11 protein-coding genes are annotated in these 13,230 nt (G+C 64.7%); 2 read left to right on the top strand and 9 right to left on the bottom strand.

All coding sequences use genetic code 11. The features are described 5' to 3' along the window. Positions 1 to 226: 226 nt before the first annotated feature. From Q0741_RS00585 to otsB, 3 genes are read right to left on the bottom strand one after another with little or no spacing between them, the layout of a single operon-like run. Positions 227 to 1,156 (bottom strand): mechanosensitive ion channel family protein, encoded by a 930-nt coding sequence (locus Q0741_RS00585; RefSeq protein ID WP_298231258.1) that lies wholly within the window; start codon positions 1,154 to 1,156, stop codon positions 227 to 229. Beyond that, entirely contained in the window at positions 1,153 to 2,532 is a 1,380-nt protein-coding gene (locus Q0741_RS00590; RefSeq protein WP_298231259.1) for a trehalose-6-phosphate synthase, read from the bottom strand. Before Q0741_RS00590 ends, Q0741_RS00585 begins: the two co-directional genes overlap by 4 nt. Further along, positions 2,529 to 3,314 (bottom strand): trehalose-phosphatase, encoded by a 786-nt coding sequence (gene otsB, locus Q0741_RS00595; RefSeq protein ID WP_298231269.1) that lies wholly within the window; start codon positions 3,312 to 3,314, stop codon positions 2,529 to 2,531. Before otsB ends, Q0741_RS00590 begins: the two co-directional genes overlap by 4 nt. Before the next feature lie 45 nt (positions 3,315 to 3,359). Here otsB and Q0741_RS00600 point away from each other — a divergent pair, with 45 nt between their 5' ends. Further along, positions 3,360 to 3,521, top strand: a complete 162-nt coding sequence (locus tag Q0741_RS00600) for a hypothetical protein (protein ID WP_298231260.1) — start codon at positions 3,360 to 3,362, stop codon at positions 3,519 to 3,521. Positions 3,522 to 3,648: 127 nt separating this feature from the next. Here the strand turns inward: Q0741_RS00600 and Q0741_RS00605 are convergent, their stop codons facing one another. Next, entirely contained in the window at positions 3,649 to 5,094 is a 1,446-nt protein-coding gene (locus Q0741_RS00605) for a replication initiation protein (protein WP_298231261.1), read from the bottom strand. On the opposite strand from Q0741_RS00605, the gene Q0741_RS00610 reads away from it, so the two are divergent. Continuing rightward, entirely contained in the window at positions 5,063 to 5,560 is a 498-nt protein-coding gene (locus tag Q0741_RS00610) for a hypothetical protein (protein WP_298231262.1), read from the top strand. The genes Q0741_RS00605 and Q0741_RS00610 overlap by 32 nt on opposite strands. A gap of 978 nt (positions 5,561 to 6,538) precedes the next feature. Here the strand turns inward: Q0741_RS00610 and Q0741_RS00615 are convergent. The 5 genes from Q0741_RS00615 to Q0741_RS00635 form a co-directional block, all read right to left on the bottom strand. Next, positions 6,539 to 7,570, bottom strand: a complete 1,032-nt coding sequence (locus Q0741_RS00615; RefSeq protein WP_298231263.1) for a hypothetical protein — start codon at positions 7,568 to 7,570, stop codon at positions 6,539 to 6,541. Between the two features lie 161 nt (positions 7,571 to 7,731). Then, positions 7,732 to 8,505: a ParA family protein gene (locus Q0741_RS00620; protein ID WP_298231264.1), complete on the bottom strand. Its 774-nt coding sequence runs from the start codon at positions 8,503 to 8,505 to the stop codon at positions 7,732 to 7,734. Between the two features lie 1,322 nt (positions 8,506 to 9,827). Further along, positions 9,828 to 10,355, bottom strand: a complete 528-nt coding sequence (locus Q0741_RS00625) for a metal-dependent hydrolase (protein WP_367184046.1) — start codon at positions 10,353 to 10,355, stop codon at positions 9,828 to 9,830. Positions 10,356 to 10,566: 211 nt separating this feature from the next. Beyond that, positions 10,567 to 12,546, bottom strand: coding sequence for a tyrosine-type recombinase/integrase (locus Q0741_RS00630; protein ID WP_298231265.1), 1,980 nt, complete (start codon positions 12,544 to 12,546; stop codon positions 10,567 to 10,569). A 401-nt stretch (positions 12,547 to 12,947) separates the two neighbouring features. Then, positions 12,948 to 13,230 (bottom strand): tyrosine-type recombinase/integrase (locus Q0741_RS00635; protein WP_298231266.1); only part of this gene is annotated, 283 nt, incomplete at its 5' end.

Raw genomic sequence — 13,230 nt, forward strand, 5'->3', positions numbered from 1 at the left:
CTTGTCCTTGCCTGGGGTGGAAGACAGGGCTCCATCGAGCCGGCCATTCGTCCACTCTGGCAGAGGAACCTGGCACTCAGGCGAATGTGGACAAGAAAGCTCGGACAGCTTGCACGGTTGTCCCGTACCATGGCCTTTGAGGCATTGCAGGCCCAATCTGCACATTCATGCCGGCGGGTGTGACGAAGTCATTTCATCAACGCACTCGGAGCGTGCCGTGGGACTCTCAGCCGTCCTGCGGTATCTGCTGCGGCAACGCGCCCACCATGCGCGTTGGCCACTGCGACGCAGCGCCGCGCTTTTCCTGGCCCGTGTAGACCGTGAGGTGCGGGAACGGAATCTCGATGCCCCGCTCATCGAAGGCGTGCTTGAGCCGGCGCAGATACTCCCGCCGGACGCTCCACTGCTCCAGGGCTACGCACTTGAAGCGGCAGCGCACGATCACGGCCGATTCGGCCAGGCTGTCCACGCCGGCGATTTCCAGGTCGTCCAGCAGTTTCGGGGCAAAGGCCGCGTCGGCGCGCAACTGCGCGCCGACCTCGCGCATCACGGCCACGACGTCGTCGATGTTCTCGCGGTAGGCCACGCGCACGTCGATGACGGCCTGCGCGAAGCCGCGGCTCATGTTGACGACGGTCGTGATCTCGCCGTTGGGCACGAAGTGCACGTTGCCGTCGTAGTCGCGCAGCCGCACGTAGCGCAGCGTCACGTCCTCGACCAGGCCGGCGTGCGCACCGAGCTTGACCACGTCGCCCTGCCGGATCTGGTCCTCCAGCAGCAGGAAGAAGCCGGTGAAGTAGTCCTTGACCAGGCTTTGCGCGCCGAAGCCCACGGCCAGGCCCACCACGCCGGCTGCGCCCAGGATGGGGGCCACGGAGATGCCGATCTCGCCCAGCACCAGCATGCCCGCGATCAGCGAGATCACCACCGTCGCGAGGTAGCGGCAGACGCGACTCAGCGTCTCGGCGCGCCGCACCGCCTCCCGGTCCAGCATGCGGCCGGCCAGGCGCGAGCGAAAGCCGTGAATGACGCCTTGCAGCACGCGGATGAGCACCAGGCTGACGACGACGATCAACAGCACGCGCAGGCCCACCATCGCCGCGCCGCCCAGCGAACCCCACAGCAACGCGGCCTTGGCCAGCAATTCGTCGGTCATGCATTCGTCTCCATCAGGGTGTCAAGGAAGCTCTGGCGCCACCAGTGCACGTCGTGGCACCGGATCTCGGCCAGCAGCCGTTCGTGGCGCACCTGCCGCTCCTGCAGCGGCATCTGCAGCGCGCGCCGTATCGCCTCGGCCGTGGCCTCGGTGTCGTAGGGGTTGACCAGCAGCGCGTCGGTCAGCTGCTCGGCCGCGCCGGCAAAGCGCGAGAGCACCAGCACGCCCGGGTCGGCCGGGTCCTGCGCCGCGATGAACTCCTTGGCCACCAGGTTCATGCCGTCGCGCAGCGGCGTCACCAGCGCCGCGCGGCTGGCACGGTACAGGCCCGGGATGCGGTTGCGCGCCACGGTGCGGTGCAGGTAGCGGATGGGCATCCAGTCGAGTTCGCCGAAGTCGCCGTTGATGGCCCCGGCCAACCCTTCGAGCTCGCGGCGTATGTCGCCATAAGCATCGACCTCCTCACGCGAGGGCGCGGCGACTTGCACCAGCGTCGCGCTGGAGCGCGTTTCGGGATGGCGCTCCAGCAGCGTGCGCATGGCGCGCAGGCGCTGCGGCAGCCCCTTGGAATAGTCGAGCCGGTCCACGCCCACGAGCAGCCTGCGCTGTGCGTACTGCTCGCGCAGCGTGGCCAGCGTCTTCTGCGCCGGCGCGGCCTGCGTCATCGCCTCGAACTCGGCCACGTCGATGCCGATGGGAAACGCCCCGGCGCGCAACACGCGGTTGAAGGCGCCGAACAGGTTGTCCGAGAGCACTTCGGCGCGCGCCTCGACGGCGAGGTAGCGGTGCAAGTGGTTGAGGTCGGCCTGGCTTTGCAGCCCGACCAGGTCATAGGCGAAGAGCGCGCGCACGAGCCAGTCGTGCGCGGGCAACGCCGCCAGGATCAGCGGCGGCGGCAACGGGATGTGCAGAAAGAAGCCGATGCGCTGCTGGCAGCCCAGCGCACGCAGCTCGGCGGCCAGCGGGATGAGGTGGTAGTCATGCACCCACACCACGTCGTCGGGACGCAGCAGGGAGCGCAGCTGCTGCGCGAACAGGCGGTTCACGCGCCTGTAGCCGTCCAGATGGCCGGCGTCGAACTGCGCCAGGTCCAGCCGGTAGTGGAACACCGGCCACAGCACCCCGTTGGCGTAGCCGCGGTAGTACTGGTCATGGTCGGTACGGCCCAGCACCACGGAGGCCAGCGTCACCGGTCCCGCCCGGTGCGTGCGCACCTGGCCGGCCGCCGCGCTGCCGTCCTCGACGACCTCGGCATCCGCGCCGAACCACAGCCCGCCCGAAGCCGCCAACGCGTCGCCCAGCGCCACCGCCAGCCCGCCGGCGGCCGCGCGGCGCGGGTCGGCCACGCGGTTGGAGACAACCACCAGGCGGCTCATGGCGCGAGCCCCCTGCCGCCACCGGTCTCCAGCCGGTCCACGGCAGCCTCGATCCAGTCCCGCACCTGCCGCGGACCGGCCAGGCGGTACTCGGCCAGCGTCTCGCCCTCGCCCACCTTCACCGTCACGCCGCCGGCAGCCTGCACCGCTTCGAACGCGCTCTCGTCGGTCACATCGTCACCGAAGAACCAGGCGCGCCGGTGCTGGAAGGGCCGCTGCTCCAGAAAGCGCCGCACCGCGGCGGCCTTGCTCGCGCCACGCGGCTTGAGCTCGACGACGAGCTTGCCGCGCTGCAGCGCCATGCCCTCGACGCGCTGCAGCGCATCGTGCATCGCCTGCAGGCACTGCGCCTCAAGCTCCGGCGCCTGCCGGTAGTGCAGCGCAAGCGCGCCGGGCTTGTGCTCCAGGCGCAACCCCGGGAAACGAGCGCACAGCTGCTGCAGCGGCGCAACGGCCACCTTCAGCGCGGGCACCGGGATACGGCGCACATGGCTGTCCAGAGCGCGCCACTCGGCACCGTGCACGCCCGCGGCGCACAGCCTGGGCAGCCCCAGCAAGGCATCGATGTCGGCCAGTGCGCGGCCGCTCACGATGGCCACCGCCCCGCTGAGCTGCTGCGCCAGCCGCTGCAGCAGCGGCGGCAGCGCCGGATCCACCACCACCGTCGCCGGTGTAGGTGCTATATCAACCAGAGTGCCATCGAAATCGAAGAAAAGCGCACAACCACAATCCGGCCATCCCGGACCGGACTCTGCGCCGGGCAATGTTCGCTGCGGGTACATATCCATCACCGCATATTACATTGGTACAAATTTATTTCGAGGGAAGTGACGGATTCATGCCTGGGCTGCCTCGTCGTCGGACCGGCTTGCATCCTGGTGTCGCTGGCGCACACCTTCAACCTTGCGTCGTTTCTGACGCAATGCTTCTGGCTGGGCCTGACGCTGGTGGGCTGGTGGCGCAGCCGGCGGTTGCGGCGATCGGCCTGAAGCCGCCTGCGCACGACGGCCGACTCGGCCGAAAAGAACACCAGCACACCGACACCGAGCGCGACGAGGTAAGGCCGGCCACTTGGCGAGACTGGCAAAGCCTGGACGCTGCGCGCAGTGGCAGGCGTCAGTTGTCCATCAAGCCCATCTGCGCAGGGTTGGCGCTGTGGGTCTTCTTGGCCGCGGCCTTCTTCTTCGCGGACAGGAGGTGATTGCCCAGGGCCCAACGCAGTCGGTCGTTGCTTTGCACCTCCGCAGGAGTCAGAGGGCCCTTCTCACGCTGCAGTTGAGCCTGCAACACCCGGAACACCCGCGTGCGGGCGAAGGCAGCGCGCACTTCGGCTTGCCGCGCCTCGTCCAACGACAGGTACTGCGTGAAGCCCTTTTCGCCGTCGCGCTGGTAGCCGAGCTGCAGCGGATCAGGCGCGGCGTCCTCGGAGGCGCCAAGCGCGCGCGCAATGCCCGGCGTTGGCCCAGGAGCTGCCGCCACGGGCAGCGCAGCCAATTCGTCGCGCTCGGCCTCGGGCACGGTCCAGCCTTCCTGGAGCGCCTTCATGAACAGGCGTCCCGGCAGCTTGACCTTCTTGCCGCCCCGCTTCATGCGGTGGCGGACGAAGTCGATGGCGGCCTGGATGCGTTCTGGGGTGTATTCCTCGGCATTCATGGTGATGGCCTGCAGGTCCACCGTGCCGATGCCGAACTCACCCCGAAGCACCTGGTAGATGGTCCGGCGGGTTTCGGTCTGTCGCAGGGACTGGACCATCTTGCCTTCCTGTTCCTTGAACTGGAAGCGCAGGTGGGTCACCTTCTTGGACCCGGGAGAAGACTTGGTTTCGACCTCCACGTGGAGGTCGGAGAGCTCGTTGATCTGGCCCACCGCAACGAGCAGCGCGCGGCGGCGAAATTCCGGCCAGGCTTCCATGAACTTGGCGTCATCCGCGCCGGTCCACTTGCGCGCTTCCTCGACCGTGAGCCATTCGGTAGGCGAGCCGCGGAATGCCACGGACTTGAGCTTCTCGTACAGGCTGTGCGCGAAGACCGAGGTGAACGCCGAGGTCGTGCGCAATGACAAGAAGGTAAAGCCCTGCGGGTTCTTGTGCAGCTTGCGGATGGCCGGGTCGAATTTGAAATAGACCTTGCCACCGGCCACGCCCACGATGCCGACCAGCGGGATGGAAACGAATTCGTGGCTGGTACTGCCGTTGGGCCGTTCGCGCCTGACGACCACACTGGCCTTCTGCGCTTCGCGCAGCGCGTCGTTGAGGTGCTTGTGGTTGCGACTCTGGTAGTTCAACAGGAACTTGAACAGGTCCACATCGCACTCGAACTCGACCACATCGACCGGCGCATCACACGCCAGGTAGTTCATGACGTTGAGACCGCGTCGAGTCAGCACCCCGATGCCGGCGACGTCCACGAAGATGTTGTTCTTGGGAAACGCCAGGTCCTGATCCGCATCGGCAATGGTCGCTAGGCGACCCTTTCGGCCAATGGTTTCCTCAAATAGTTGCAGGGCGTACTGCTCGCCGGCGGCGTCCTTGATGGGTTTGGGAACAGGCATCGAAACCGGCATGTGGGCTGTTCAAAAGGTGCGCAAGGCTATCGTCCATCATGACTATTCGTCAATTGCCATGGTCATTTTGTTGCGTGCTTGCAGACAGGTTTCCCCATGCGTCGCACAGAAACAGTCAGCATGCCCTCTTGAAAGGCCCTGCGAGCACAAAAACAGTCAGGATGCCTGTGGAAAACCGCCAATTGCCATTCACCGTCAACAACTTGCGCGGCTCCGCACAAGAACGGTCAGCTTTCACAAGCTTGGTCATGATGCCGCACAGAAATGGTCATGTAGCCGCACAGAAATGGTCAGTTTGGCTTTCACAAGAATGGTCATGATTGGCACAAGAATGGTCATGATGGTGCTTTTTGGGCACAAAAACAGTCAGTTTTGCAGTTCTAAGTCGTTGATTCGCAAGGAATTTTTGAGCGTCGAATGCTGGCTGGCTTTTAAAGTATTTAACAGGCTAGCTAGCAAAGCATGAGATTGGCCTGAGACACCGGTTGTCAGAAACGATCCTCCAAAGCGGTCTTCGGTCTTCGGTCTTCGGTCTTCGGCTATTGGCAGTTGTGTGTCCCGCTGTTTTTATGCGCTCGAGCGCCGACAGGACTGCGCGCTGCCGTGCGGGTAGACGGGGCCGGTGCTTCGCCAAAGCCGGTAAGGCCTCTGCAACTGCCACGCTGACCGTGGCCGGGCGATGCTGACCGTTTTTGTGCATCCGCTCTTCACCACACGGGGTAACGGCGTGATGTCCTCTCGTGCGAAAGGCGGCCCATGGACTTGTGATACAGGCTCGGCATGGAACTTCCCCCACCGCATTGCCTGGAAACATGACCATTTTTGTGCGGGCGTCTGCGCTGAACCGTTGCCGGGGAGCATGGTTGCCAGTCCAGGCAAGAGCACATGCGTTTCAATCGGCGCTGCGGGTGAGGGAAGGCAGGTTCAACGGAGCCATCACGATCATTCTTGTGCCGTTCTCGTGCCGGTTAGGTGTTCCGCCAGCGAGCTGATAGGCCGCCAGGTGAGTGGTGGGAACGTCAACCGGTGAGCTGCCCTTCGGTTGGGCAGCTGCATCCTGATCATTTTTGTGCGGTACCCCGGCTGGGCACGAATGCCGGCACGGTACGCGTAGGCTTGATCTGGTTGGCATGCATGTCAGCCCCAGAAAAAGACAGGCACCACAAGACCGATCCTGACCATTTTTGTGCGGCGCTGGCCGGTCGCTCGCGGCAATGATGACTATTCTTGTGCGGAGGCCCAGGTCTGCACTGGACGCGCCGATCTCGCCGACGTCAGCCTCTGCCCCGTGCGCAACGCGCACGAACGCGTCCTACAAGGGGGCGGCTGCACAAAAACAGTCAGGTTGCCGTCCGTGATTAGGTGGAATGAGCCGGCTGCGGCACAAAAACAGTCTTGACCCTGGCGGTGCGCTGCCTGTCGTCGGCATCCCGCACAAAAATGGTCAGTTTGGTGGCGCGTCCGCCGCCTTGACTTCCAGGCCAACCTCGCGCAGCAGCTGCTGCAGCCGGGTGTGCAGTGCCACCGCGGTGCTCTGGCCCTGGGCGCCGGGCTTGAGCTTGAGCTGCAGCACGCCGGTGTCGAAAAGTTTGACCTCGCCCTTGAGAGCTCCTTCCACCAAGGTCACGGCCAGGGACTTCTGGCGCGCCTTGGCCGTGGGTACCGGCTCCGCAGCTTGCTGGTTCTCGTCGCCGAGCATCGCTTCCAGCCTGCGCACGGGCATCTTTTCCCGAACGATCTGCTCGACGAGTTTCAGCGTGTCCGTGAGGTTGTTCGAGCGCCTGTGGTGGCGTGCGACCAGGTACGCCGTGGAGCGCTTGAAGTTGGCCTTGAACATTTCCTGCAGCAGCGGGCGTGGCAGCCGGCCGATGGTGGTGAACTCGCTCACGCGCGTAGCACTGCCCAGGCCGAAGCGATGGGCCAACGACTCGCCCGGCGGCAGCGCCCTCTTCTCGGTTTCGCACCGGTCCAGGAACTCGGTCAGGCGAACCGCCATGTCGAACACCGTGATGGCGCAACGCTTGTCGTTCACCTCGCGCGCCAGTACGGCCTCCTCCTCCTCGGTCCGGCCGGGTTGGACGATCTCGACGCGCATCGTCGGCTTGCCCAGCTCGCGCAGAAGCTTGCGACGCGTGTGTCCTTCCCGCAGCGTGAGCTTGGAGGCTCCCGGCTGGGGCAGCAGGGCCTGGCCCAGTTGCTGCTGTCCGTGCTGCGCCAGTGAGGCCTTGATTTCGGACAGACGGATTTCATCGAAGAAGACGCGGGGCTGGACCGGGCTCTCCAGGAGATCGTCAAGATTCACCTCCAGGCACATGCCGACCTTCAGCGGCATGCCCGGCACGTAACGCTGCAGTGACACGTTCGAAGCCGTCCCTTCGGCCGGCAGCACCAGTCCGGCCGCAGGATGGCCCTGCACCAGTGCAGCCGCCTGGGAGCTGCCGTCCGCGATGGCGGCCTGGACGGTTGTTGCCTCCACGGCCTTGGCTTGCGCGAAACGATTGGACCGTGCTGCAGCGGCACCACCCGCTACGCCCCGCTGAATGTTCGCCAGCAGCTTGCTTTGCATCGGGCTGGTCTTTGATACGGGCTGGGATGCCCCGCCCGCTTCCTGGTCGGGATTCCTCTGTTCTTGCGTCATCAGTTTTCCCCGGTGGTCGCTTCGACCTGCTTTCCGGCAGCGCGTGCAGGCGCCTTGCGCGGAGCCGTCTTCCTGGCCTTCTTGGTCGCGACAGGCTTGGACGCCGCCGGCTCGGGAGCGCCCATGGGTTCCATGCCCATCAGCTTGAGAATTTCGTCGCGCAGGTTTCTGAAGGATGTTTTCGCAACTTCATCCTTGTACTGGGTGACCGGCAACCCGGCTGGCGAGTTGTTCCTGAACGAGGATCGCCACGGCGTGCGCGTGCGCAAGGCTTCCAGCTGTGCTGCGCCGGGGACGACGGACCTGATCGCCTTGTTGATCGCGTAGTCGCCATCCTTGGTGAAGAGGATGCGGGCATCGAGGGTGCGGCCCAGCTCCTTTTCCAGCTCGTGAAGCTCGTGAGTGAAATCGAGCGTGGACTTCATGTCGTCGTAGGCGGAGTCCACGGGCACCACGATCAAGTCGGCGGCGACCACGGCGGCACGGGTGGCCGGAGCGCCCTTGCTGGGCGGGCCGTCAATGACGATGAAGTCGTACTGCGGGTCCAGGGCCTCCAGCAGCTCGCCCAGCGACACCTTGGCTTCGGACAACGACACAGCCTCGGCGGGAAAGCTGTCTCCACGGCTGAGGTAGTCCACCGCGTTGTTCTGCGGGTCGGCATCGACCACCACGACCCTGGCGCCAAACTCGCCCAGCATCGCCGCCAGATGGACGGTGGTGACGGTCTTGCCTACGCCGCCCTTTTGGTTGGCAACCGCAACGATCTTGGCCATGAGATTGTCTGCCCGTTAAGGAAGGAAATCGGAAACGGGCGCTAATCTAAGTAGTCAGATTTTTTTTGTCAAAAAAGTTGTTGCGTATTTTCACTCCGAGGTGACATTGATTTGACGGTATCCCCAGGCATTTCCCTTTGCTGACGAACAGGGGGCAAAGAGCATGCAGCTGGCCGGCGTCCCAGCTCTGGCACGACTGGCTCATGACGCTGCCAGGTCTGAACCGTACTGCGATTCCCACGTGAGAACCGGCTCTCCTATTCGGCGTTGCCTGGGCGTCGCCACCATCGCACGCGCCGCTTCAACATTCCCTCCGTTAAATGCGCTGGTCTTTGACAGCAGGACCCCACGCGCGCACCACCGGCACTGGGCAGGACGGGAGTACCGGCCCATGGGCCCGTTGCGCGCAGTCTGTCGGTGACCTTGGCGTCCCGGGGCCGACGCTTCGCGCCAAAGGCATCCTCTGTGGGCGTTGAATCTGGAAGCTGGCTTGGTTGCTGGACAGTGTTTGCAAGATGGCGTGGCCGCGTGAGGCGCCGCGACGTGCGCGGAGCGCAGCACTGTTGGCCTGCCCTGCGACGGGGCGGCTGTCTCTGGCGGGGCAACCCGAGTCCGGGCAAGGTGGAGGCCTTCACACCAGAGTGATGAACCTGCCGGCCTCACGATGACCAACGGCATGCTGACGTTGTTTGGATCGACCGAAAGCGACACGTAACCGAACCAGCCGGCGAAGAAGGGTTCACTGCATGGATCAGCGTTGCAGGGACTCTGGCGTGGCCCAGGGTGCCGATCGGAGGCTTCTCCAGATTGTGAATCGGCGGCTCGCGTGGCTCACTGCCCAGGAAGGCCAGGCTGCGGTGCGGCAGCTCAGCAAGGTCTTTGGATTCCCACGTGGGAATCCAAGCGGACTGCAGGAAGCCATTCATACTGCATGTGCCCGTAGTCGTCACTGCGAGGGGTTGGGACTGCAGCAACGTCCGGGGCAAGCATTTCTCCAGACGACTTGATGGACGCGCATGGCTGTTGCCAAGCAACAGCCCGCCCGGACTGCTCGCCGCTCCAGCATTGGCCTGGGACTGAAGGCACGGCATTCCTGTCGGGCCCGGACGAGAAAAGGCGGCGTGGCAAGCGGTGATTCCCACGTGGGAATTCCCGTTGGGCATGCCCCCCGCTGTGGTGGCTTGGATTTCCCTTCGAATGTTCCTTCGCCCTTTCCAAGCCGTGGCTGGTTTAGGACGACGGATCACCAGGCTTGCTGCAAGCACTCATGCTTGCAGCGGCGCCAGTACGTCAGGGGACCGATCCTCCGCTCTCGATAACCACTACGCGAAGTCGAGAAGCGTCAACGCACGGTGGAGATGTACCGATCCAAAGATGAGCCGATCGAAAACCCAGATTGCTGCGGCCCAGCAGGCCGCCACAACGAAGGAGTCGGCGCGGCCGGATTTCCATAAATTCAGCGAGTGGCGCGACCAGAGAATCGGAATGCCCAGGGGATTGGGCCAGTCGATGAGCAGGTGTATCAGTCCGCCAACGGCAAATCCGAGCAGTGGGGCGCACCACCATTGGGTTTGGATCCCGGCATTCGCTCCATAAAGCAGACCTGTCCAGGCTGGGACCCAGTGCGTGATCGTGCGGTGGGTGCACCAGCGCTTTCCCTTGCGCCAGGGAACAAGCTCCAGCCAGTCCGGCGCAGTACCACCCAGGTAACCAGCGAACACCGCCGCCAAGGCCCATGCGTGATACGGCCCCGCCGCTCCCCGATGCAGAACCCACGCCGCGGCGGCGATTCCCGCTGCCCACCCAGTCAATTCATGTGCCTGCCGCGACGCCAAAATTGCCAAGTCCAATTTAAAAGATTATTGATTTTAGATTGACGCCAGCATGTGCTCACTTGTGATCGAGAACCGGTCGAGCAGGTATTCGCGCGTGCCTTGGGAAGGAGCGGGCTGGATTCAAGACGCTCAGACAAGATGGCCGCGCGGTGCGCGGGCCGCCATGCAATTCAATCGCCATCGAGGCTTGTGCAAGCGGCGCAGTGGCGGAGCGTGCGCCCCGCTTTCAAGTGAGCTGCTTCCAGAGTTTTTTCATTTCTTTCGCCACACGGTGCGACTCGGCGTGCACGTATTGCGAGGTGGTCGAAAGGCTGGCATGGCCCAGCAGCGCTCCCACGACATCCAGCGGCACGCCGGCGGCCACCGCGGTGCTGGCACTGGTGTGGCGCAGCCAGTGGGCGGAAGCAAGGCGTAACCGCTGTGCACCGACACGGTCCTTGCCTTCAAGCCGCTGCGCGACACGCTCGAACAAGCGCTGCAGGTCGTCGTGGATGGTCTGCGGCCGCACGCCATCGCCCTTGAACGCTGGCGTGCCATCGGGCAGCGCGGTCACGGTCTCGATGGCTCCATTGGCGTCCACCACATCCATGCGGCCGGCGCTGGGTAGCTTCAAGAAAAGGTCGTCCACCTTCCCGATGAGATAGGTGCCGGGCGGTACGTCCTCCAGTTCGGCCGGCAGCCCGCGCGCGCTCAGATACGATTTCAGCGCCTCCACCAAATCCTCAGGCAGCGGCACTTCGCGGTGCTTGGCGCGTTTGCCGACCACGTGCAGCACCCAGCCGCCATCGCCCTGCTGCGACGGTGGAATCCACTCCAGGTGATCGCGCCGTGCAGCAGCGAGTTCCGAGATGCGCAGACCGGTCGAAATCAGAAAGCGCAGCACGAGCGCCGTGCGGCGATTCCGCCCCCCTGGCTCCAGTACCTGCAGTTCTTCCAGCACGGCCTTGAGCGCCGGTGTAGGCAGCGTGCGCGCCAGCACGCGGTTGCGCTTGGCCCGGTCGTGCTCCAGTCCGCTGGTGTCGGCCGCCACGGTGGACGCTGCGACCTTGCGCGCGGCACCCTGGATGCGCACGCCGGCAAACGGGTTGGTGGTGGTGTAGCCGGTGGAAATCAGCCACTCGAAAAGGCCGTGCAGGATGACCAGGGCCTGCTTCTGCGACGAGGCCTTGAGCGGCCCGGCAAAGGGCCGCCACAGCGGCGCGAAGCGCGGAACACCCTTGGATCCGATCCACTGCGCCGCTGGTTGGGGATTGGCAAGGAAGTCCCGATAGGCCAGCGCGTCGTCGAGCGTCAGCGAGGTCATCGCTTTCTTGTGCTGCAGCACGCACCACAGCAGTAGCCGCTCCGCCTCCCGCCGGTAGGCCGCCTGCGTATGCTCCGATGACTTGGTGGAGAGCCAGGTGTGAATCGCGTCGTAGTCGTTGCGTGCGGCGATGGCGCAGCGTTCCACCGGGGCGCGGAAGGTGCCGTGCTCCCCGCTGAGGTCGAAGGGCACATGCAGCCGCTCCAGCGGCACCACGGCCAACTTCTTGCGCGCCAACGTGGTGGCCGCGGTAAGCCCGGTGCCGGATGGCAGCGCATCCGGAGCTGGCAGGGCAGGGACGGCCGATGCGGCAGTAATGGGACCCAGGTGAGCTTCGATGAAACGGCGGATACGCTGTCCCTTGCTCTCGCCAACGCCCGGGATGCCGGACCACCAGCGCCTCGGCACGGAGCGGATGCGGTCCACCACTTGCGCCACCGTGAAGAGGTCTGCCCGGTGCAGCCGGTCCGTGATGGCGGGTGCAAACCAGGCAGCCAGCGGTGAACCCAGTGTCAGGTCTTCACCGACGACGCCCTCCAATGCAGTGATGAGCTCCAGTTGCCGCTCCACCAGCCGCGCACGGCGCCGGGCTGCCCGCCGCGCCGCCTCCAGGCCCTGCGCCTGTCCGTACTCGGCTTGGTAGAGATCCAGCAACTCCTGCTGCGAGTGGAAATCGGCGTCGAAGCGCTTGGCAAATTCCTCCAGCGAGGGGACACCTTGGGGTTCGCGGATCAGTGCAGCCTGGCGTGCAAGCGTGGAAGCTCCTTTCAGTCCGGCACGCCGTGCCGCTGCCGCCAGTTCGTCAAGCGTGCGTTGCAGCCGCTGACGTGCGATGCGCAAGTCCAGGCTGGCTTCACCATCGATGCCAGCGAGGTATCGCTCGGCCAAGACGCGCAGTTCCAATCCTTGTACCCAGCCTCGTGCCAATGCCAGGTGAGCACGCGTCAAGCGGTCGCGTAACAGGGAAGAGTTGGAAGCGGACATAGGAGGCAGGGGCAACACCGGGGCACGAAAAATCCCGTGGCGCGCTTCAGTTTAGCGATCGGCCAAGGCATGCCAGACGATTGAGCAAAATTTTTATTGAAGAAGATTAGTGAACGTAATCAACACTAGGCACCGCTAATCACGTCAGTGCTGGTTTCCTGTGACCGCTCCCACAACTAAATCTGGCCCCATCCTTCAACTAAATCTGACCCTACTGCTCCTGCACCAGGGCAACCGCTCAACGGACGCCTTCGCAAGCCAGGGCAACGGTACCTCGGCAGTGCTTGCCGGAGCCGTAGGGGCCGCAGCGGGCGTCCTGATCAGGACTGCGAGGCGGCGAAGGCCTGGGCCATTTCCCGCGCGCGCTTGGTGTCGTCGCCATGCAGGTAGGTCGAGGTGGTGGCGATCGAGGCGTGGCGCAAGTTGTCGCGCACGGTGGTGAGCTCGGCGCCGCGCTCAAGGGCGTGCGTGGCATGCGTGTGGCGAGTCCAGTGGGGGCTGGCGCGGCGCAGCTTCTCGGCCAGCTGCGGGTTGTCGCCCTCGATGACGCCGGCGGCCGTGGCGAAGAAGCGCCGCATCAGCGCCCACAGGCGCGCCGTCGTG

Source organism: uncultured Azohydromonas sp., assembly GCF_937926365.1.
In the GTDB taxonomy this organism is placed as follows: Bacteria; Pseudomonadota; Gammaproteobacteria; order Burkholderiales; family Burkholderiaceae_C; genus Azohydromonas.